The 21,362-nt window shown below is 54.5% G+C and carries 21 protein-coding genes and 1 tRNA gene; 11 read left to right on the forward strand and 11 right to left on the reverse strand.

Annotated elements, in window-relative coordinates:
* Nucleotide 1: 1 nt before the first annotated feature.
* Genes PHI12_05460 through PHI12_05470 form a run of 3 tightly spaced genes read right to left on the reverse strand, consistent with a single transcriptional unit; the run spans nucleotide 2 to nucleotide 3,306 of the window.
* On the reverse strand, nucleotides 2-796 hold the full coding sequence (locus PHI12_05460) for a tetratricopeptide repeat protein (GenBank protein MDD5510236.1): 795 nt from the start codon (nucleotides 794-796) through the stop codon (nucleotides 2-4).
* A gap of 44 nt (nucleotides 797-840) precedes the next feature.
* The gene (locus tag PHI12_05465; protein MDD5510237.1) at nucleotides 841-2,061 is read right to left on the reverse strand and encodes an aspartate kinase; all 1,221 of its coding nucleotides are present in this window, start codon (nucleotides 2,059-2,061) and stop codon (nucleotides 841-843) included.
* Nucleotides 2,062-2,103: 42 nt separating this feature from the next.
* A complete protein-coding gene (locus tag PHI12_05470; GenBank protein MDD5510238.1) occupies nucleotides 2,104-3,306 on the reverse strand; it encodes a cofactor-independent phosphoglycerate mutase in 1,203 nt (400 codons plus the stop codon).
* 123 nt (nucleotides 3,307-3,429) lie between these two features.
* On the opposite strand from PHI12_05470, the gene PHI12_05475 reads away from it, so the two are divergent.
* Nucleotides 3,430-3,505: transfer RNA gene (locus PHI12_05475), tRNA-Pro, on the forward strand.
* Between the two features lie 152 nt (nucleotides 3,506-3,657).
* Here the strand turns inward: PHI12_05475 and PHI12_05480 are convergent.
* Together PHI12_05480 and PHI12_05485 are read right to left on the reverse strand one after the other, a co-directional pair.
* Nucleotides 3,658-4,134 carry a universal stress protein gene (locus PHI12_05480; GenBank protein MDD5510239.1) on the reverse strand — a complete coding sequence of 159 codons (477 nt, stop codon included), beginning with the start codon at nucleotides 4,132-4,134 and terminating at the stop codon, nucleotides 3,658-3,660.
* 176 nt (nucleotides 4,135-4,310) lie between these two features.
* Complete coding sequence (locus PHI12_05485) at nucleotides 4,311-4,853, reverse strand: isoprenylcysteine carboxylmethyltransferase family protein (protein ID MDD5510240.1); 543 nt, start codon at nucleotides 4,851-4,853, stop codon at nucleotides 4,311-4,313.
* Between the two features lie 319 nt (nucleotides 4,854-5,172).
* Between PHI12_05485 and PHI12_05490 the strand changes: the two genes are divergently transcribed.
* A complete protein-coding gene (locus PHI12_05490) occupies nucleotides 5,173-5,727 on the forward strand; it encodes a DUF6512 family protein (protein MDD5510241.1) in 555 nt (184 codons plus the stop codon).
* 217 nt (nucleotides 5,728-5,944) lie between these two features.
* Nucleotides 5,945-6,328 carry a hypothetical protein gene (locus tag PHI12_05495; protein ID MDD5510242.1) on the forward strand — a complete coding sequence of 128 codons (384 nt, stop codon included), beginning with the start codon at nucleotides 5,945-5,947 and terminating at the stop codon, nucleotides 6,326-6,328.
* 226 nt (nucleotides 6,329-6,554) lie between these two features.
* Here PHI12_05495 and mazG read toward each other — a convergent pair whose 3' ends face one another.
* Both mazG and fmt read right to left on the reverse strand, forming a co-directional pair.
* A complete protein-coding gene (gene mazG, locus PHI12_05500; GenBank protein ID MDD5510243.1) occupies nucleotides 6,555-7,364 on the reverse strand; it encodes a nucleoside triphosphate pyrophosphohydrolase in 810 nt (269 codons plus the stop codon).
* A gap of 82 nt (nucleotides 7,365-7,446) precedes the next feature.
* On the reverse strand, nucleotides 7,447-8,403 hold the full coding sequence (gene fmt / locus PHI12_05505) for a methionyl-tRNA formyltransferase (protein ID MDD5510244.1): 957 nt from the start codon (nucleotides 8,401-8,403) through the stop codon (nucleotides 7,447-7,449).
* A 531-nt stretch (nucleotides 8,404-8,934) separates the two neighbouring features.
* Between fmt and dnaA the strand changes: the two genes are divergently transcribed.
* The 4 genes from dnaA to pyrE all read left to right on the forward strand — a co-directional run bounded on the left by dnaA (nucleotide 8,935) and on the right by pyrE (nucleotide 13,116).
* Nucleotides 8,935-10,275: a chromosomal replication initiator protein DnaA gene (gene dnaA, locus PHI12_05510; GenBank protein ID MDD5510245.1), complete on the forward strand. Its 1,341-nt coding sequence runs from the start codon at nucleotides 8,935-8,937 to the stop codon at nucleotides 10,273-10,275.
* Nucleotides 10,276-10,597: 322 nt separating this feature from the next.
* Nucleotides 10,598-11,866, forward strand: coding sequence for a GTPase ObgE (obgE, locus tag PHI12_05515; GenBank protein ID MDD5510246.1), 1,269 nt, complete (start codon nucleotides 10,598-10,600; stop codon nucleotides 11,864-11,866).
* On the forward strand, nucleotides 11,851-12,525 hold the full coding sequence (nadD, locus tag PHI12_05520) for a nicotinate-nucleotide adenylyltransferase (GenBank protein MDD5510247.1): 675 nt from the start codon (nucleotides 11,851-11,853) through the stop codon (nucleotides 12,523-12,525). Before obgE ends, nadD begins: the two co-directional genes overlap by 16 nt.
* Before the next feature lie 21 nt (nucleotides 12,526-12,546).
* Nucleotides 12,547-13,116, forward strand: a complete 570-nt coding sequence (gene pyrE, locus PHI12_05525; protein ID MDD5510248.1) for an orotate phosphoribosyltransferase — start codon at nucleotides 12,547-12,549, stop codon at nucleotides 13,114-13,116.
* On the opposite strand, the gene gyrB is transcribed toward pyrE, so the two are convergent.
* The 4 genes from gyrB to PHI12_05545 form a co-directional block, all read right to left on the reverse strand.
* Entirely contained in the window at nucleotides 13,113-15,041 is a 1,929-nt protein-coding gene (gene gyrB, locus PHI12_05530) for a DNA topoisomerase (ATP-hydrolyzing) subunit B (GenBank protein MDD5510249.1), read from the reverse strand. The genes pyrE and gyrB overlap by 4 nt on opposite strands.
* A gap of 170 nt (nucleotides 15,042-15,211) precedes the next feature.
* Complete coding sequence (argC, locus tag PHI12_05535; protein ID MDD5510250.1) at nucleotides 15,212-16,252, reverse strand: N-acetyl-gamma-glutamyl-phosphate reductase; 1,041 nt, start codon at nucleotides 16,250-16,252, stop codon at nucleotides 15,212-15,214.
* Nucleotides 16,245-16,958, reverse strand: a complete 714-nt coding sequence (locus PHI12_05540) for an NAD-binding protein (GenBank protein ID MDD5510251.1) — start codon at nucleotides 16,956-16,958, stop codon at nucleotides 16,245-16,247. The genes argC and PHI12_05540 overlap by 8 nt, the downstream gene beginning before the upstream one ends.
* Complete coding sequence (locus PHI12_05545; GenBank protein MDD5510252.1) at nucleotides 16,948-17,253, reverse strand: potassium channel family protein; 306 nt, start codon at nucleotides 17,251-17,253, stop codon at nucleotides 16,948-16,950. Before PHI12_05545 ends, PHI12_05540 begins: the two co-directional genes overlap by 11 nt.
* A gap of 144 nt (nucleotides 17,254-17,397) precedes the next feature.
* Here PHI12_05545 and tsaA point away from each other — a divergent pair, with 144 nt between their 5' ends.
* The 4 genes from tsaA (at nucleotide 17,398) to recA (ending at nucleotide 21,259) form a co-directional block, all read left to right on the forward strand.
* Nucleotides 17,398-18,510, forward strand: coding sequence for a tRNA (N6-threonylcarbamoyladenosine(37)-N6)-methyltransferase TrmO (gene tsaA, locus PHI12_05550; protein MDD5510253.1), 1,113 nt, complete (start codon nucleotides 17,398-17,400; stop codon nucleotides 18,508-18,510).
* 37 nt (nucleotides 18,511-18,547) lie between these two features.
* Nucleotides 18,548-19,276, forward strand: coding sequence for an NAD(+) synthase (nadE, locus tag PHI12_05555; protein ID MDD5510254.1), 729 nt, complete (start codon nucleotides 18,548-18,550; stop codon nucleotides 19,274-19,276).
* A gap of 17 nt (nucleotides 19,277-19,293) precedes the next feature.
* Nucleotides 19,294-20,148 carry a DegV family protein gene (locus PHI12_05560; protein ID MDD5510255.1) on the forward strand — a complete coding sequence of 285 codons (855 nt, stop codon included), beginning with the start codon at nucleotides 19,294-19,296 and terminating at the stop codon, nucleotides 20,146-20,148.
* A 97-nt stretch (nucleotides 20,149-20,245) separates the two neighbouring features.
* Nucleotides 20,246-21,259 carry a recombinase RecA gene (recA, locus tag PHI12_05565; protein MDD5510256.1) on the forward strand — a complete coding sequence of 338 codons (1,014 nt, stop codon included), beginning with the start codon at nucleotides 20,246-20,248 and terminating at the stop codon, nucleotides 21,257-21,259.
* The last annotated feature ends 103 nt before the right edge of the window (nucleotides 21,260-21,362 follow it).

Here is a 21,362-nt window from a genome sequence, read left to right on the forward strand (position 1 = left end):
CTTATTCTTCATTATCCTTATCATCAAGCTCGGGGGCACTCTCGGGCGGTAGTTCTATTCCCCCCATCGCGATTATACCGTAATAAGACTCTTCATCCGCCTCCTCAGAATCCAGCTCGTGCTTAACTCTCTCGCTGACATAAGGTCGAGGGCTCTTAAAACCTTTTAGCGGGAAGGAAGGACGATTGGCCTGAGAAGGGTCCTGATATGTCTCCCTGATGATGACGGTTACCCGATCCGCCGCCGCGCTGACGATGGCGGCAATATACCGGTTACCCCCTTCGAGCAGCCGGTTAAGCCTCTGCCCATCTTTGGACCTGACCTGCCCCAGGTACTCACCGCGACTGTTCTCCACCGCCAAACCGGCGCCGTCTATCTTCAGGTAGACCTTATCCCCGGCCACCATCTTCGCCAGAACCTGAGGCGGCCCCAGGCGGGAAAGGCTGACCACTCCGGCCTTGCCGGTTTCCTCAATAAAGTGATACGGCTCGACATAGGGACCATCATTCGGGGTGCCGTCGACCTCGTCCAAATTGGATAACCGGTTAAGGTTCTTCTGGGCAATGGTATTATAAGGATCAAGCTCAATAGCCCGGCTGTAGGCCTCCCGGGCGTGAGAAAACTCCCCCAGCTCCGTATAGGCCCTGCCCAGCCGATTATAAGCGCTGACATCACCGGGGAAACCCTCTATCAGGTTCCGGTTCGCCGTCACCGCCTCCCGCCACCGGCCCTGCATCGCCAGATCGATCGCCTGTTTACTATACTGCTGTCTTAGTCCGGCTGATTCTTCTCCCATACAATACCATCTCCGCAGCCATTACCGATTCTATCCGCTCCGGCCTAGTCCTGAACCTCCAGCTCAAACGCCCGGTGTAAGGCACACACTGCCTTTTTGACCTCAGCCTCATCGACAATACAGGTTATCCTTATCTCCGAAGTAGTAATCATATGAATATTAATGCCTTCCTCACTGAGCACCTGAAACATCTTCGCCGCGTAGCCCGGCGTATTCTGCATCCCGGTACCGACGATGCTTACCTTACCCAGGCTGGTCTTACTGATACACTGCTTGGCCTCAATCGATCCGGCTACGGGCTCTATAACACGCATTGCCTCCGCCAGATCACCCTTAGCAACGGTGAAGGTCAAATCGGTGATATTATCAATGCTGGCGTTCTGCACAATGGTATCAACGCTGATACCAGCCTCGGCTAACGGACGGAAGATAGACGAGGCGATACCCGGCCGATCCGAAACTCCGACAACAGTTATTTTCGCCACATCAAGATCGTGTGCGACTCCCCTCACCTTATTTCGAACTTCCATAGACGCTCCTCCATGAATTAATGTTCCCGGCTCTCGCGAGAAGCTGGAGGCCACCAGAATAGGGATACCGTATAGCTCCCCCAGCTCAACCGCCCTGGGATGCATGACCCTGCTTCCGTAGGTCGCCAACTCCAGCATTTCATCATAGCCAATCTCAGCCAGCGGACGGGCCTGGGGGACCAGCCGCGGGTCGGCAGTATAGACGCCGTCAACATCGGTGTATATCTGGCACCCTCCCGCCCCCAGACTGGCCGCCAGGGCTACCGCAGTGGTATCGGAGCCGCCCCTGCCCAGAGTAGTCACATCCATCTCATCGGTAACGCCCTGAAACCCGGCCACGATAACGATATTCCCCTTCTCCAGTTCGCTGACCACTCTCCGCGCCTCAATCTTAAGGATTCGCGCCCGGCTATAAACAGAGTCGGTTCTTATCCCGGCCTGAGCGCCGCTCAAGCTGATCGCCTGGTACCCAATCTCCTTCAAGGCCATCGCCAGCAGTGTGCTGGAAACAAGCTCACCGGTGGAGAGCAAGGTATCAAACTCCCTCACATCAGGACGGGTGGCAACCTGATAGGCCAGCTCGATGAGGTCATCAGTAGTATCTCCCATTGCCGAGACGACTACTACCACCTGGTTGCCCTCATCCCTGGTGGTAGCTATACGCCGGGCAACGTTCTTAATCCGCCCGGCATCGGCTACCGACGAACCACCATACTTCTGCACAACTAATGCCATCTGGTCTTTAACCTCTATCAAATTTATCCGGCCGGCTGATAGTTACGACACACCGGACTGAATACCTATTAACCTGCCCATAATATTATAACCGGGGTCAAGAAACAAGCCCGTTTTTGCTGCCTCAACCTCGGTAAGACGCCCGGCCCCGCCGGCACTCAACCCCATACCCCAGAGAATAAAGGGGACCGGCTCCGGGGTATGAGTGCGTAACTCGACAGGGGTGGGGTGGTCGGGCGTAACCAACACCCGGAGCGGTTCTCCCCGCCAGGAGCGTAGTTGAGCGGCCACCTCTGCGTCCACTCGCTGTATAGCGGCCACCTTATCATCAACTGAACCGGTATGACCAGCCTCATCCGGGGCCTCAATATGAACAACCACCAAGTCATATTGGTCAAGGGCGGCCAGGGCACCGGCCCCCTGAGCACCAAAATCGGTATCCATACCGTCGGTCACCCCGGCGATATCGAGTACTCCCATGCCCATCACCCGTGCCATCCCCTGAATAACGTCGACCCCCGATGTTACCGCGGCGCTTAAGCCGTAGACCTGCCGGAAAGCAGGAATATCGGGAACCCTGCGGCTGCCCCAGAAGAGCCATATCATACTGGCCGGAAGGCTGCCCCGAGACCTCCGCTTGACATTCACCGGGTGGTCACGGAGTATTGCCTCCGAACGCTGCATCAGATCCCGCAATAGCCAGCTCCCCGGACCTTTGGGCAGAAACTCTTTAATCAACCTGTCCGGGATATTGTGTGGCGGTGTACAGGAGGCCTCCAGGGTATCCTCCCGCCCCTTAACCCTGCAGATATGCCGGTAGCCAATTCCAGGATAGAAGTGAACACCCCCGCTACCGAGTTCTTCCTCCAGGGTAGCGATAAGCTCCCCGGCCTCGCTGCTGCTGATATGACCGGCGCTGTAGTCCCGCATCCTGCCGTCGTGTACCGCCACGAGATTACACCGGAAGACGACCTCGTCCTCATCGATAGTAACGCCCATATTCCTCGCCTCAATGGCGGCCCTGCCAATCCGGTACCGTCCCGGGTCATAGCCGAGCAGCGACATACAGGCACAGGCACTGTCAGGCTCCATCCCCGCCGGAACGGTACGGACAAGCCCCACGGTACCCTCCTGCGCCATCGCATCCAGATTTGGCGTATGCGCCAGCTCCAGAGAGGTCTTACCTCCCCGCTCCGCAAGCGGCCAGCCAGCCGCACCATCAATTATCAGAACGCAGTATTTCAAAATCGCCCCCGGTGAGGACACATTATATTCCAAAAGTCCGAGACAGCCCAAATCACACTCCGGCACTCTTCCGGAAAGGTTATTGTTGCCGAAACCGGTCGATTCTGTCTATAATACCAGTGCCGGGGTGTAGCGCAGATGGCAGCGCGCAGCGTTCGGGACGCTGAGGTCGGAGGTTCAAGTCCTCTCACCCCGACCATCACCCGAACCGGCTACCCCCTTTTTGGCTTTTCTTTTCCACTAAATAAGAACTGCCCCTCTGAAAGTCAGATGTTTCCAGGGCAGCTCCTACAGTTATTATACCGCAAAGTCAATACTGGGTACAGCTATGAATGCTGCTTTTTTCTCCGCTCAACTCATCGACGACATTCGGCAACTGCGTGGCGCCGCCATAAGCACGGGGGTAATGGAGTGGCGTAGAACTCTATCGGCTACACTACCGAGGGCCCAACGGGTGATCCCCGACCTTCCGTGTGTGCTCATGATAATCAGGTCCACCCCGTTTTTCTCGGCATAGCTCACTATCTCTTCGGCGGGCATTCCGTGGACCACGGCAGTCTTGACAATCAGGCCATCCTGCTTCATTTTCTCGGCCACCTTGGTCAGATAGTCCTTGCCATAGGCCTCTTCTTTCACCTCTCCCTGGTGGAGTTCTTCTTCCGTAAGACCGACGTGCCGGTAGTGCATTTCGCCTTTATGGTAGGGCTCGACGACATACAGCAAGACGACTTCGGGGTTTTGACACCCCTTAGCCACTGCCCTCAGGTGCCCCAGAGTGCACTCTGAGAATTCTGAACCATCCAACGGGGCTAGTATTTTTCTGTACATTTTCCCTCCTTGATATTCCTAATTTTAGTATGTTTAGAGCGTCACCGCCGACCTGCCCCCGGTAGTGATACTAATTCTTAGGTCATTGCCGCGCCGGAATAGTTTCAGGAGATATAACCAGCGGGACCTCAATCATATTTATAATGCCAATCAAACATAGATGTCAATACACAAGGCTAACCTGCCCTTTTTTGCGAGATTATTACTCTTATTAACCCCTGCATTATGTTTAGGGCAGGTACTTGCTGCCGATACTCAAGGTAATCGTCGCCAAACTTCTTAATGAGCGCCTCCTCCTCTTTCCTTTGTACGACTGTATAGAGAAGTATTACCACAACGTAGGCAACTATACACGCAATGGACAGCCTCCAGAGCATAAGCCCGAAACAAAGCATGAATACCGCTAGTGCCATCGGGTGTCTTATGTATCGGTATATCCCCGAGGTCACCATGCGGTCAATCTCTAGATGACGGCCTTTTTCTGGAGCTCCTCTTGCCCTCAGTGCAGTCAATGCGAATAAGTAGGTGGAGACGCTGACCAAAACAATACTAAGCCCGGCTATCTGCAGCACTCCCGTGTTAGCAAGCATTCTATGAAATACTCCACCGAAGATCACTTCGGAAACTGGGAGGAAACTAAAGAGTAATGTGCCGAAAAAGACGGACAGGCTCAGGTGACCGTAGAGTTCAGAAGCTTTTTCCCTCTCTCGGATTGTCATTACAATATTCCATACCGTCAGTGAACCAAAGACGATAAGCCCTGATAAGTCAGTCAGAATATCTCTATACCCCTCTTCCAGGGCAACCCCCTGCCCCCTGTATCTGTCTCAAGGAATGATATGTGCTACCCAAATTATAACAAAATAATAGCCTGCCCTTTTTCTAACTCAGCAAGTAGGGGCATATCTCTACAGTATCGTCGGGTTGCGTTGCCTTCGTATTTAGGTAGGGTAGAGTGTTGACAAAGTGTTACTCGCAAATTAAAATCTATCCCTAACAACGTCCAGAGTCGTGCGATTTCCCACCCGGAGGACATTCTTGGAAGAGAACTGTACAGTAAACAGAAAAAGAGACCTACGGAAATGGGAACTTATCGGTATTGCTGTTGTTGCGAGCCTGGGTGCGATGTTTCATTTTGTTTTCGAATGGTCTGGTGGACTACCGCCTGTCGGTGCCATTGCCCCCGTTAATGAGAGTGTATTTGAGCACCTTAAGATGACTTACTGGCCAGCCTTGTTTTATGCCGCGATTGAATATCGGCATATCAAAGAATACACAAAGAATTTCGTGGCTGCCAAAACCGCCAGTCTCTATATAATGCCACTGACTATCATTGCTGGTTTCTATGCATACACAACCATTACTGGTACCGAAAGCCTGATAGCTGACATCTCACTATTCATTGGGGCAGTAGCCCTCGGCCAATTCGCAAGCTACAAGATAATGATTAAAAAGCCCTTATCGTCAGCACTTTACAGAGCAGCTATGGTAGGCTTAATCTCACTGGGCATAATCTATGCGGTTTTCACTTTCTATCCGCCTCATTTACCTATGTTTATGGACTCGACAACCGGGACATATGGCATACATTAATAAATAGCAAATAAAGACCGAAGCAAACGGCAGTTCGTCTCTAAATTGACAGGCGTTAATTCCGGGAGTATACTCCACCCATATAGAATGTCGGGGCAGATTGGTACGTTGGCGCGGGCGTTTACCGCCGCCTTTAAGTAGGCACTCGGATTACGGACAGCCAGTGAAACCGCTCTCGAATGGTCGGTTTTATGCTTATATAAGGAGTAGGAGAACTTTGAGTAATATAACAACATCTTCTGAATATGCAGGTCAGAATACTTCTGGAACGGGTAAGTCCGCGATATTACCCCCTGAACTCAAAGGGTGGAACTGGGGTGCATTTTGGCTAACCTGGATTTGGGGAATAAGAAATAAGACTTGGATTGCTTTTCTCGCATTCATACCCTTCTTTGGTTTTGTCTGGGCATTTTTCCTAGGAGCAAAGGGCAACAAGTGGGCATGGCAAAATGAGAAATGGGAAACCATTGAAGAGTATAAGCAGTCACAGCACAGATGGGCAAAATGGGGCTTAATAATATTCATTATCTCTATATCCATATCTATAGGTGTAGGGGCTTGGGCCTTCTTCATGCCATACCTATGGCTTAGTTCATTCTAGTGCCAGGGCTTCTCAGTTAATGTCAGGCTGACTACGTAAAAGCTAGTTGCATTGGCAAACACAAATATCAAAGGTGATATGTTCTTAAATAAATAGGCATAATTTTCTTTGTGAGCTGTTGACAGGCTGGAGCACTGTAAGCCAGATTCTGAAAACTTGGTGCTACCTTGATTGGGTCATGTACCTACGGACTTCTCTTGTTAAGAAATCCGCTGAGGTCGGAGGTTCAAGTCCGTTCATCCCGACCATCACCCGAACCGGCTATCCCCTTCTTCACTTCCTCCCACAGGGCATCTTTTTCGGCAAGGGATAACTTGATCAGGTTAAGGCCGCGCTGGTGGCAGAGTTTCTCCATGCAAGCAAAGCGCCGGTAGAAACGCTCGTTCGTCTCCCTGAGTGCCGACTCCAGGTCAATCCCCAGCCGACGGGCAATATTAGCCAGTGTAAACACCAGGTCGCCGAACTCCGCCGCCTTCTCTCCCTGGCTGGCCGCCTGCCTGAACTCCCCGACCTCCTCGGCCAGCTTATCGATCACTCCGTCATCGCTCTCCCAGTCAAAGCCGACCCGCGCCACACGCCGCTGCACTGACTGAGCATAGCTTAGCGCCGGCATCCGTCTGGGTATACCGTCAAGCATAGAGACATCACTGTCCCTCTCCATCTTCTTGAGCATCTCCCAGTTGACCAGCACCTCATCGACACTTGCCGCCTCCGACGAACCAAAGACGTGGGGATGGCGATGAATCAGCTTAGCGTTTATCCTCCTGACAATATCACCAAGTTCAAAATCACCGGCTTCGGCAGAAATCTGAGCGTGGAGCACAATCTGCAGGAGCAGGTCACCCAGCTCCTCGCAAAGCTGCTCCGGATCCCCCCCATCCAGTGCCTCCAGCACTTCGTAAGACTCCTCAAGCAGGTGTTCCCGCAGCGAAGTATGGGTCTGCTTTCTATCCCAGGGACAGCCATCGGGAGCACGCAACCTGGCGACAATACTGACTAACGTCTCAAACCGGTCGAGATTCTGCGGCAAAGACAAAACTCTCTCCTTACAAATACATCCTTATGGAATCTACTTCACTAACCGTAACACCTGGGACAACCCTAACCGTGTCCATGCCCTAATTTAACGGTAGCCGCGCCCCCACCAACTCCCGCTGCCCCTTCAAAAACTCGGCGGCCGATATCGCCCGTCTCCCCTCCATCTGAACCCGGAGCACACCTAGAACCGCATCCCCGGTGCCGACGCCAAAGGCCGGCTCTCCACCCGCCTCGCCAGCCGACGGTAGTGCCACTACCAGCCCGGCGGCGACGTCGCTAACATCATATACCGGTGCCGCCTCAATAATCCTCATCCGCCGCCCTCTCCATCTAGTATAACACCCCGGCCAGGGGTGGAAGGCGCGCACCCGCCGCCAGATATCTACTGCGGACAGGCGCCAGTCAATCTCACCATCATTTTTTGAAATCGGACGGCAGTAGCTCGCTCCAACCGCATCCTGAGGCTGTGGGGAGAGCGTCCCCTTTACCCAAGACGGTAAAACGGAAAGGAGCAACTGAGCAGAAATCCTGGACAGCTTCGCCGTCAGCGAGCCGGTAGTGTCCCGCCCCGAAATGGGAATCTGCGCCCGGGCCAGTATCGGGCCGGTATCCACACCCTCATCCATCAGCATAATACTGACCCCGGTAAACTCTGCACCGGCCAGAATAGCCGATGCCACCGGCGACGCCCCCCTGAACCCTGGCAAAAGAGAGGGGTGCAAATTGATACAGCCCCAGTGCGGGATATCCAGTACCGACCGGGGCAGAATTTGACCGAAGGCTGCCACGACGATGATATCAGGCCGTAAGGAAGCCAGACCCGAGACCACCTCCATCTTCTGCAAGCTGTCCGGCTGTACCACCAGAAGATTCAAACGCTCGGCCGCTCTCTTCACCGGCGAAGGGGACAGGGCACGCCCCCTACCCGCCGGTCGGTCCGGCTGGGCATAGACAGCCGGGATACGATACCCATTTAGAACCAGGTACTCAAGGGGCAGTACGGCAAACTCCGGGCTACCCATAAATACAACCCGCAAACCTAAACCTCTCTAGCTGGACATAAATAACAGGGGAAATTTTTCACCGACCCGGATTTCTTCAAGCTATCAGGCAAATATCAAACAAAAAGGCAAGTCTGGAAGACCTTCTACAGGGGAAAGAGGAGCCAAAAACGCCCCAAAATTAGTCCCAGAAAACTTGCCATCCCGCTGAAAAGGTGTTCTCCAGCACACCCTGTTTCTGAAACTCCCTGTAGATACAAACCCACCGGTTAATACTGCTACCGAGTAAATATTATCACCAAAAGAAATTTTTCGCCAATCAGGATTTCTTCAAGCTATCAGGCAAATATCAAACAAAAAGGCAAGTCTGGAAGACCTTCTACAGGGGAAAGAGGAGCCAAAAACGCCCCAAAATTAGCGCTAAACATCTTGCTACTCCTTCAAGGGCACCTGCTATCATTAATACTGTCGTCCCAAATCCCATCCCCTAACCAACACGGGCTATACCAAACCAGTCTAATAAGGCTATAGAGTGCACAGTGCTAGGAACTAGAGGAAAGGGGTTCTATGGAAACAGACTCGGCTCAGAGAACCTGGGAGGCCGCCTTAGGCGAGTTACAGCTCCAGGTCAGCAAGCATAACTTCCAGACCTGGTTTGGGAAAACATCAGGTTTGAGCTGCGAAGGGAATCAATTTACCATCGGGGTACCCAATACCTTCGTCACTGAATACCTGGTCCGGAACCAGCGCTCCCTGATTGAGAAAACCCTGATCGGAATTACCCGCCGTAATATTACTGTTATCTTCAAGATAATCAGCCCGGACCAAAATACGGACCCTACCGGCGACGATACAAAAGAGCCACCGCCGACGGCAAACCCCGTCTCCACCATGTTCAACCCTAAATACACCCTTGACTCCTTTGTTGTCGGCGGCTCCAACCGGCTTGCGTATGCTGCCGCCCTGGGAGTAGCCGATAATCCCGGACATAGCTATAATCCCCTCTTCGTATGCGGAGGAGTCGGCCTTGGTAAGACCCATCTGCTACATGGCATCGGTCATCTCGTCCTAGCCAAGAACCTCCGGGTACACTACGCCAGCTGCGAGCAGTTCACCAACGAATTTATCAGCGCCATTCAGGAAAGACAGACCAAGGAGTTCCGCAATAAGTACAGAAATGCCGACGTCCTGATGATTGACGACATCCAGTTTATCAGCGGCAAGGAGCAGACCGAGGAGTGTTTCTTCCACACTTTCAACGAGCTGCATAATGCCAACCGCCAGATTATCGTTACCAGTGACCGACCGCCAAAATCACTACCGCGTCTGGCTGACAGGCTGCGATCACGTTTCGAGTGGGGACTTATTGTCGACATCCAGCCCCCTGATTTTGAAACACGTCTTGCCATCCTCCAAGCCAAGGCAAAGCAGAGGGGAGAAAGCATTGCTCCGGACACACTGGAACTCATTGCCCGCAAGATCCAGCAGAACATAAGGGAACTGGAAGGCAATCTCAACCGGGTTATTGCCTACGCCCAGCTTCTGAAAACCAAGGCTACTCCGGATCTGGCTGCCAAGGCACTGGAGAATATCGCTGATAAGGCACTATCCAGTGCTACAATAACTCCCGCCCTGCTGGTAGAAGCTGTGGCCAGCAGCTTCCAGCTTTCGCTTTCCGACCTAAAGGGATCAAAGAGGGATAAAGAGACTTCCCTAGCCAGACAGATTGCCATGTACCTTATACGCAACGAAACCAACTGCCCGCTGGCCCAGATCGGCAAAGAGCTGGGCGACCGAAACCCTTCCACCGTCAGCCACTCCTGTGAAAAAATTGCCGCCGAAATAAGCTTAAGCCCCTATCTTAAGCGCAAGGTCGCCGCCATCCGTGACCAGATCTTTTCCGGATAAAAGAACAGCGGACATCACCAATCCCTCCGGAAACCTCCTTTACTCCTCTCCCTTATGCCCTTAGGGTACACCGAGATATCAGAGATTTTGCAGAGAAATAGACTTTTTTTCGATAAGTCTGCAAAATCATTGAAAAGTCCTCGGAAGTCGACGCCCAGTCCGCCCTAAAATTAAAGTATCAAAAATTCAGTTGTGCCTATCTTCCTATAGTGACCTGTCGTAATCTCCTATTACTGTTATAATTAGAACTAACATCCAGAACTATGTTTGGGGTAAGATTATAAGAACTACAATGTTGATAACTTATGGTTGAGTGGCGTATATGTTTGATACCGCGGAGATAATGGTGAGAGCAGGGAAAGGTGGTAGCGGGGCAATAAGCTTCCGGCGTGAGAAGTTTGTGCCTTTTGGCGGGCCCGACGGGGGGGATGGCGGAGCTGGAGGGAGCGTACTTCTGGAGGCTTCCTCCAGCGTCAGCAATCTGCGCAGGTATAATCAGACCAGGTCCTATCGGGCAGGCGACGGTGGGGATGGCATGGGGAAGAAGATGCACGGAAAGAAGGGGGGAGACCTGATATTAACCGTTCCGCTGGGTACAGTGGTAGCGTACAGAGGGCAGGATGGCAACGCTGTTCCGGTTGCTGATCTGGAGCAGCCGGGGCAGCAGGTGGTGATTGCTCGGGGGGGGGAGGGGGGAATGGGTAACGTTCACTTCGCTTCCTCCACGAACCAGGCTCCGAGGATTGCTCAGGAGGGAGAAGCGGGGGAGGAAAAGGAGATATTGCTGGAACTGAGGCTTATTGCTGATGTCGGCATTATCGGTTATCCTAACTGCGGCAAGTCTACTCTGCTGGCGGCCTCGTCAGCGGCGAGGCCCAAAATAGCTGACTATCCCTTTACGACTCTGGAACCTGTCCTGGGGGTTGTCGAGGTCGGCGGGCGGCCCCTGGTGCTGGCGGAGATTCCGGGTCTAATTGAGGGCGCTCATCTCGGGCGTGGCCTGGGTCACGATTTCCTGCGTCATATTGCCCGTACCCGGGTGCTGATTCACCTGGTTGACGGTAGCTCTGCTGCTCCGGCGGAAGACGTGGCTCAGGTGAATGCAGAGCTCGGCCTGTTTGATGCGACTCTCGCCAGAAAGCCACAGCTGGTAGTGGTGAATAAGATTGATCAGCCCCAGGTTAGGTCGCGGATAGCCGATATTATCAGCAGCTTTGGTGTTGGAGGAACCTCGCCGCTCTTTATATCTGCCGTAACCGGCGAGGGGGTTGCTGAGCTTATGGCGGAGACGCTGAAGATACTGGATAGGGCTGAGGTTAATTCGGGGGTAGATGAGAAGGTCAGCGAGAAGGTTTTTCGCCCTCTGCCGCGGGGTTCTGATTCATGTGTACATAAAGACGGGGACACCTTTGTCATAACAGCCCCCAAGCTGGAGCGTATCATAGCCAGGAAGGGTACGGCTGAGGCTGAGGCCTACCGGTATGTCATAAGATATCTTGAGCGGCGGGGCATCAGCCGGGACTTAAGGAGAATGGGTATACGTCCCGGTGACAAGGTACGCTGTGGCAGCTTGGAGTGGGACTGGAGCTAGGGTGGAGAATCTACCGGATTCTGGATAGGGGTAAGTTCGATATGAAGATAGGGGTGTTGGGGGGTACTTTCGACCCGGTCCATAACGGGCATCTGGCGGTGGCCGGTGAGGTAGAGGTCAAGCTGGGGCTGGATGAGGTTCTCTTCGTACCGGCCGCTCAGCCTCAGCTCAGGACAGGCGGCCCGGTTTCGGCGGGAGAACACCGTATCCGGATGGTACGCCTGGCTATTAACGGTAAACCCTGCTACCGGTTATCTTTAGTGGAGATAGAGCGGGCCGGACCCTCTTATACTGTCGATACCATCGCTCAACTGAGAAGTCAGATCGAAGAGGGAGATGAACTGTTTTTCATTCTGGGTTGGGACAACCTTGCCGAACTGCCCCGGTGGCGGGAGCCGACCCGGCTGATCAGTATGTGCCGTCTGGTGGCGGTTCCCAGACCGGGCGGTCCACTGCCCGACCTCAATTCTCTGGAGGTTTTTATCCCCGGGCTGACCCGGAACGTTATTCTGCTCCAGTCGCCGCGTGTTGATATCAGTGCTTCGGAAGTAAGGCGACGGGTCGCTCAGGGGCTATCTATTCGCCATCTTGTGCCCGGACCGGTGGCGGATTATATCCGGGATCTAGGCTTATATGCTACTATAGACCGGGTCGGCTGACCTCAGACAGGAGGACAATATATGGGAGTATATCCTAATCTGGAGTTGGGGCTTGATACTGAAGGTGCCAGAAGGCTCAGGGATATTGCCGGTGAGGTAGGGGCCTTCCTAAAGGGGGAGTTTATCCTTACCTCGGGGAAGAAGAGCAGCTACTACTTTGATGGGAAGAAGCTGACCCTATCTCCGGAGGGGGCCTACCGTGTGGGCCGGGTAATATATGATATGCTGTCCGGCACTGGTATTGATGCTATCGGCGGTGTTGCCACCGGTGCTTACTCCATGGTAACCGCAGCTGCGGTAATAAGCTATCTGGAGGGGAAGCCGATACCGATTTTTGTCGTCCGGGAGGTGGCCAAGGAACACGGCACGATGAGAAAGGTTGAAGGACACCTTGAAGAGGGCTCCCGGGTGGCTATAGTTGAGGACGTCCTGACCACCGCAGGCTCGGTATGTAAGGCTATTGAGACGGTAGAAGAGGCTGGCTGTCGGGTGGTCAAGGTGGTTGCCCTGGTTGACCGGCAAGAGGGTGGCAGCGCCCGGCTGAGAGAGGCGGGGTATGATTTCGCCGCTATCTTAAAGATCGTCCACTAGATATCCAGGTTCTTGACGCTCTTGGCATGGGCCTGGATAAAGGCTTTGCGAGGTGGTACTTCTTCTCCCATCAGCACGTGGAATATGTGGTCGGCCCTGGCGGCGTCCTCCAGGTTGACACTGAGCAGGGTGCGTGAGGTGGGATTCATCGTAGTCTCCCACAGCTGCTCGGCGCTCATCTCTCCCAGGCCCTTGTATCTCTGCACCTCAACCTTTCTCGCCCCTTTTAGCTGGTTCATACTCTCTTCTTTTTCTGCCTCTGAGTAGACCCACTGCTCTTGCTTGCCGTTCTTGATACGGTACAGCGGTGGTTGAGCAATAAACAGGTGTTCGTGGTTGATCAGGTCTACCATGTGCCGGAAGAAGAAGGTGAGGAGCAGGGTGCGTATGTGAGAACCGTCGACGTCGGCGTCGGTCATCAGTATAATCCGGTGATAGCGGAGCTTGACGGGATCGAAGTCTTCATCCAGTCCCGCTCCCAGGGCCGTAATAATGGCACGGATTTCGGCGTGGGCCAGCATCTTGTCCGGGGGGGCCTTTTCCACATTGATGATTTTGCCGCGCAGGGGCAGGATTGCCTGAAAGCGGCGGTTCCGTCCCTGCTTGGCAGAGCCGCCGGCGGAGTCACCTTCCACCAGATATAGTTCACAGAGAGAGGGGTCCTTCTCGGAGCAGTCAGCCAGCTTTCCCGGCAGAATGCCGGTATCGAGGCTGCTCTTTCTGATAATCAGGTCACGGGCCTTGCGAGCGGCTTCTCGGGCTCTGGCGGCGGTGAGGCACTTGTCGATGATCTGCTGGGCATCTTGGGGGTGTTCCTCGAGATGGAGGGATAGCCCCTCGCTTACGGCGCTCTCCACGATGCTCTTAATCTCGGCGTTGCCCAGTTTACCCTTTGTCTGTCCTTCAAACTGCGGCTCGGAGAGCTTAACACTGATGACGGCGGTAAGCCCTTCCCTGACGTCTTCACCGGTCAGGTTGGGGTCGTCCTCCTTGATCATCTTGTTCTTACGGGCGTAGTCATTGAGCACCCGGGTCAGCGCCGAGCGGAATCCGGTCAGGTGGGTACCGCCGTCCGCCGTATTGACGCAGTTGGCAAAGCTGAAGATGGCCTCGGAAAAGCCGTCGTTATACTGAAGAGCTGCCTCGACCATAGTGCTGTCAATCGTTTTAGAGATATAGATGGGGGAACGGTGGCGGACCTCCCGGTTCCGGTTAAGGTGACGGACGAGGCTGTTGATACCGCCCTCAAAATAGAAGGTCTTTTCCCTGTCCTTTTCTTTATCGTACAGGCACAGCTCCAGCTCCTTATTGAGATAGGCTACCTCCCGCAGGCGCTCGCAGAGGGTGTCAAAATCGTAGTCGATAGGGCCGAATATCTCTTCATCGGCAAGGAAGGTAGTCGTGGTGCCGGTGTCATCGGCTTCTCCGACTACGGATACCTCTCCCTGGGGTATTCCCTGGCAGTAGCGCTGTTCGTAGAGCCGTCCGTCACGCCTGACATTGACCGTAAGCCAGGCGGAGAGAGCATTTACTACCGAGGCGCCTACCCCGTGTAGGCCGCCGGATACCTGATATATCTTACCGCCGAATTTTGCACCTGCGTGGAGGGTGGTCATTACCGTCTGCAGGGCGGATATATTGGTGGTAGGGTGGATATCTACCGGGATGCCGCGCCCGTTGTCTTCAACCTTAACCGATTTGTCTCGTTCCAGTGTGACTACTATTCTGGAGCAGAAGCCGGACATGGCTTCGTCAACGCTGTTGTAGACAATCTCGTAGACGACATGGTGCAGACCGCGCTGGTCTGTGCTGCCGATATACATACCGGGCCGTTTGCGTACCGCCTCCCGACCGCCCAGCACCTGGATATCTTTGGCGGTGTATCCTCTTTGCGGCTCGGTTGACTCTAGTCCTTGCTCGGTCACAGCCGGTCTGACCTCCGTTTAGCAGTGTGTAAAGGGGAGAGGGAAGGTTGAACATAAGTGCAGATGGCAGTAGTAAAAAGAGGCTACCCGACAGGAAGTAATTCTATGTGATATCAAGGTAACCATCTTGCTTAATTATAACACAAGTGAGCTTGCCAAGGGAAGCCTTTTCAGGGGCAAACAGCCGGGGCGCCAAGGCCGGATGTTTCCTCAATCCCCAGCATCAGGTTCATGTTCTGGATTGCCTGTCCGGCAGCCCCCTTGACCAGATTGTCGATGCTGCTGACGGTAATTAGTCTCCCTGTCCTGATGTCGATGGTGGGATGAATAAAGCAGTAGTTGCTTCCCCAGGTATGCTTGGTGTGCGGGGGCTCCTCGATCACTCTGACGAAGGGCTCGTCCCGGTAGAAGTCGCGGTAGAGCTTAAGCAGCGCCTGTTGCCCCTTCCGGTCAACCGAGATCTTACCCGGGGCCAGGGGGGCGTAGGCGGTGGTCAGTATTCCCCGGGTCATCGGTATCAGGTGAGGGACGAAGCTTACCTGTGGTGGCGATCCGGGAGCAAGCTGGCCAAGCTCCTGAGCAATCTCGGGCAGGTGGCGGTGTCCGTCCAGAGCGTAGGCGGCCACATCTTCGTTGGCTTCGGGGAAGTGGGTCTTTAAGCTTAAGCTCCGGCCAGCCCCCGAGATGCCGGACTTGCTGTCGATAATGACGTCCGGACCGATTATCCCGGACTTGACTGCCGGGGCCAGTGCCAGAATGGCTCCGGTGGGGTAACAGCCGGGGTTAGCCACCAGGGTGGCCGATCTAATCTGAGCGCGGTGTAGCTCGGGCAGTCCGTAGATGGCATGGGCCAGTAGCTCGGGCCGGGGGTGACCGACCCCGTACCAGCTAAGGTATGCGGAGGCGTCCTTTAGCCTGAAATCAGCGCTTATGTCAATCACTCTAACGCCGCGGTCGAGAAGCGGGATCACCTCTTTGGCGCTCTCCTGGTGCGGCATAGCGGAGAATGCCAGCTCAACCTGGCCCAGCTTTGCTTCAATGCTAAGATTGATGCCGGACAGGTGCGGAAAGGCCTTGCCCAGGAGCTGCCCTGCCAGAGAGCGCCCGGTGACCGAAGTAAGCTCCACCGCCGGGTGCTGAGATAGTAAGCGGGCCAGCTCGATGCCGGCGTAACCGGTAACATTGATAATGCCTACCTTGACCTTATTCACTGGGATTACCTCCTTCACAAAGACACTCCAGGGCCGCCAGTTGATTCCTGGTACCGATGACGATCAGGAGGTCTCCCTCCTCGATGGCTATCTCACCGGGTGGATTGGGCAGGAGCCGGCCCGTTTTCTTGCCTATTGCCAGGATAATTGCCCTGCTCTGCCGGCGGATTTCCTCTACCGTTTTGCCGACCAGTGGGGAGGTTTTGCCGGCGACGATGTTTTCCATATCCATCTCTCTGCCGCGGCCGTAGGTTACCGTGTCGATGAAGTCTACCACCCCCGGACGTATGGCAAGCATAGCCATACGCCGGGCGCCGATTTTATTCGGCGACACGGTATGGTTGGCCCCGGCCATCTTTAGCTTTATCTCCGCCTCTTCATTGCTGGCCCGGGCTTCAATAAACAGGTCAGGCTGCATTCCCCGGGCGGAGAGAGTGATATAGGTATTGTCGACATCGCTGTCTACAGCGGCCACCAGCCCCCTGGCCCGTTCGATGCCGGCCTCAATCAACACCTTGTCGCTGGTGGCATCACCGAGCAGGTAGAGATGGCCTGCTTCCTCCGCCTTGGTAATGATGTCCGGGCGGTTGTCAACCACGATAAACGGGATCCCCTCCTCACTAAAGGTGCGGGCGATATCCTCTCCGACCCTCCCGTAGCCGCAGAGAATAAAGTGGTCTTTCAGTTTGGCTATTCTAGCTTTCATTTGCCGCCCCCCCCAGGGTGGTACGAAACTTTCCTTCGACGATGTATTCGATAAAGGCGCCTAAGACAAAGGCTGCCCCGCTGACACCCCCGGCGATGAGCACTATGGTAAAAATCCGTCCGGTGGCGCTTAAGGGGTGGACCTCACCGTAGCCAACCGTGGCTATGGTGATTACCGTCATATAAACGGCTTCGCCGAACGACCATCCCTCGATGTACATATAGCCGATAGTACCGGCGGCTACAATGCAGATCAGGATAATCAGTCCCTGGCGCAGCCTTTTGAAAGGATTCACTTTTTAACTACCCGTAATCAAGCTCTATTGTAGCATATTATAGCCTCTTGGCGGTTGGCAAACCAGGCCCGGGGGTTGAATTTCCCAAACGGTGATTTGTCAGGGGAGGCGGAGGGGTGTTACCATTTCTGCGGTGATTTTAAAATGGTCTTTGATCTAGCGGGAGCGGCCTTGAAGGCCATCGGGGTGGTCAGAAGCAGACCCGGGGGGATGGCACAGCCAGGCCAATCGGGGGCTGTTGCTGAGGTTGTGATTGACCGGAGCCTGGCCGTGGCCCTGGATGGCATCGATGATTTTTCCCACATTATAGTCTTATACTGGATGCATCAGGCTGATCCCGACAGGCTGTCACTGAAGGTACATCCCCAGGGTAGGTGTGATTATCCCCTGGTGGGGCTTTTTGCGACGCGCTCGCCATACCGGCCCAACCCGGTGGGGATAGCCATGGTGAGACTGATTGAGCGACGTAAGAATATACTGGTGGTTGAGGGTCTTGACGCTATTAACGGCACTCCGGTGATCGATATCAAACCCTATCTCCCGCAGGGCGACTCTGTGGCCGATGCGGTGGTGCCCCCGTGGATAGGTGAATATTACCGGGTGAACCGGAAACTCAGGGAGATCTACCGTCGGCTTGTCGACTGCTACGGCCCGCAGCATTGGTGGCCCGCTGATGGGCCGTTTGAGATGATGGCCGGCGCCATCCTGACGCAGTCGGCAGCCTGGCGAAATGTGGAAAAGGCGATTGCCAACCTGAGGGCCGGGCGGCTGCTGTTACCGCAGGCGCTGCGCCGGCTGCCCACCCCCGAGCTTGCCGGTCTTATCCGACCCTGCGGTTACTATAATGCCAAGGCGCTAAAGCTCAAGTACCTGGCCCGATGGCTCGGGGAGGTCTGTGGCGATGACCTTGAGAAGCTCTTTGCAGTTGATACCGCTGCCCTTCGCCGGGAGCTGCTTTCCGTCCATGGTGTTGGAGAAGAGACCGCCGACTCCATCCTGCTCTATGCGGCAAAGAAGCCGGTTTTTGTTATCGATGCCTATACCCGCCGCATTATCGACCGTCTCGGGATGACCCCTCGAGCCAGGGGCTACGCCGCCTACCAGTCCCTTTTTATGGATAACCTGCCTGCTGATGGCGGGATGTTTCAGGAATACCATGCTCTCCTGGTCCGTCTGGCCAAGGAAGTCTGTCGCCGCCGCCCGCTCTGCCGGAGTTGCTGCTTAAGCGATATCTGTCCTTTTGATTGTACAGGCTGAGGGTAGTATACTTTCGGTTGATGGCAGGAGGTTCGATATGGATTGTCAGTACATGGTGGATAGACTGGTCGTCTGGGTGAAAGAGCAGGTGCTTGCCGCCGGATGCAAGGGGGTTGTCCTGGGGATGAGCGGCGGGCTTGATTCCTCGGTGGCGGCGGTGCTGTGCCGGCGTGCTTTTCCCGAGAACATGTTGGGGGTCATCATGCCGTGCTATAGCTGCGGGGAGGATGCCGAGCATGCCCTGGCCGTAGCCGGCCGGTTTTCTATCCCGACCAGGCTGGTTGCTCTGGATTCCGTCTTTGACACCCTGCTTGAGGTCTTAGCCGGTGACGATGTAGATCCGGCTCTTGGCAAGATGGCCAGGTCTAACCTTAAGGTCAGGCTAAGGATGCTGCCTCTCTATTACTTCGCCAACCGGCTTGGCTACGCCGTGGTCGGGTCGAGCAATCGCTGTGAGCTTGCCATCGGATACTTTACCAAGTACGGAGATGGTGGGGTGGATATTATGCCCCTGGGTGACCTGGTTAAGGAGCAGGTAAGGGAGCTGGCCAGTTTCCTGGGTATCCCGCAGCCGATTATTGATAAACCCCCCTCGGCCGGTCTGTGGCCGGGACAGACCGATGAATGCGAAATGGGTATTAGCTATCAGGCGCTCGACCGCTATCTAATTACCGGCGAGGCTCCGGAAGGGTTGAGGGAGAAGATTGAGACGAAGATAGCGGCTAATGCGCACAAGCGTCTGCCGCCGCCGATCGCTGTTTTTTAACGAAGGATGGCTTAAGGATGGGAACCGGCAAGGTTAAGATTGTCACTGATAGTACTGCTTCCCTGTCAGCGGAGGAGATTGCCCGTTACGATGTCCGCGTTGTGCCGCTTAAGGTTATCTTAGGGACGGAGGTCTTCAATGAGGGAGTGGACATTACCAATGAGGAATTCTATCGCCGTCTGTCCAGGGACGGTATTCTGCCGACCACTTCGCAGCCTTCGGTAGAGGATTTTACCCGCCTGTACCGCGAGCTTGCTGAAGCGGGACAACCTATCCTTTCTCTTCATATCTCCAGCCTGCTGAGTGGAACGGTCAATTCTGCCAGAGCGGCCAGGAAGAAACTGCCCCAGGCACAGATTGAGATAGTGGACTGCCTTACGGTAGCCTTACGTATGTTGATTGCTCCTGCCGTCAGGGCTGCGGAAGACGGGCAGAGCCTGCCTCAGCTCAAGACTTCTATTGAAAGACTAAATTCCTGCATGAATGCTTTCGGTGCGTTCGGCACGCTGGAGTACCTTGCCAGGGGTGGACGTATCGGGGCAGCCAAGGCTTTGCTCGGTACCCTGCTCCGGATTAAGCCGATCCTGGCTTTTGAGGGCGGTGAGCTCAAGGTGCTCTCCCGGGCGAGAACCAGTGCTAAGGCGATAGAGTATATCATAGAACTGATGAAGCTGCGGCAGGGAGGACGGACTCCGGACCATGTCGGTGTGGTCCATACGGCAAATATGGAATCGGCCCTGCTGCTTAAAAAGGAGGTCGAGGCGTGTTTCGACTGTGCCGACCTGGAGCTTCTTGAGCTGGGTCCGGTGTTGGCCAGTCACCTGGGGCCGGGGTTTTTCGGCATCGGCTTCTATCGCGATGATGAATGGTAGCCGGAGCGAGCTTGTCCTGAATGAGCGAAGAATGGCTGCTGCCGGGAACTGCTTGTTTTGACAGAATCCCTGTGTTATTATTGGTTTTGAGGCGAAAATGACCACGGAGAAAGAGAAGGCACTAGAGCTAGCCATCAACCAGATAGAAAAGCGGTATGGTAAAGGGTCGGTGATGAAGTTGGGGGGAATAATGGCAGCTGCTTCGGTAGAGGCTATCCCCAGCGGTTCGCTGGCACTGGACCTGGTATTGGGTGTCGGGGGTATTCCCAGAGGTCGTATCACGGAAATTTTCGGTCCCGAGTCGTCAGGAAAGACCACCCTGGCGCAGCATATCATTGCCGAAGCGCAAAAGCAGGGGGGTACGGCTGCCTATATTGATGTGGAGCATGCCCTGGATCCTACCTATGCCGCCGCTTGTGGTGTTAATGTTGATGACTTGCTCATCTCCCAGCCTGATACCGGAGAGGAAGCCCTGGAGATTACTGAGGCGTTGGTCCGAAGCGGGGCGGTGGACGCGATAGTGATTGACAGCGTAGCGGCCCTGGTCCCCAGGATTGAAATCGAAGGGGATATGGGAGATGCCCATGTCGGGTTGCAGGCCCGCTTGATGTCACAGGCCTTGAGGAAGCTTGCTGCCGCTATTGGTAGGGCTGGTACAGCGGTGGTCTTCATTAACCAGCTCCGGGAAAAGGTCGGAGTCATCTTCGGCAATCCTGAAGTGACACCGGGTGGCCGGGCGCTCAAATTCTACAGCTCAGTCAGGATAGACCTTAGGCGTGTTGAGACTATTATGGATGGGACCAAGGCGATTGGTAATCGTGTTAAGGCTAAGGTAGTCAAGAATAAGGTTGCTCCCCCCTTTAGAAGCGCCGAGTTTGATATTATGTTTAGTCGTGGTATCAGTCGGGAGGGTAATCTTATTGACGTTGGTGTAGAGTTGGGGCTAGTGAAAAAGGCGGGTTCTTTTTTCTCCTACGGTGATGTTCGTCTGGGGCAAGGCAAGGAGAATGCCAAGCAGTACCTGAACCAGCACCCTGAGCAAGCTCAAGAGATTGAGCAGCAGATTAGAGCCTCAGCCGTAAACACTTATACTGCGATTCCTGAAGGGTAAAGATGCTCCACCCGACGGGTTAGTAGCAATATAGAATAGAATATCGAGGTAAAATGAGGCTGAGGCTTATTAAAGCTTTGGCCTTATTTTTTGGCGGGGGTTG

It is taken from the genome of Dehalococcoidales bacterium, from assembly GCA_028716225.1.
Lineage (GTDB): Bacteria > Chloroflexota > Dehalococcoidia > Dehalococcoidales > UBA5760 > UBA5760.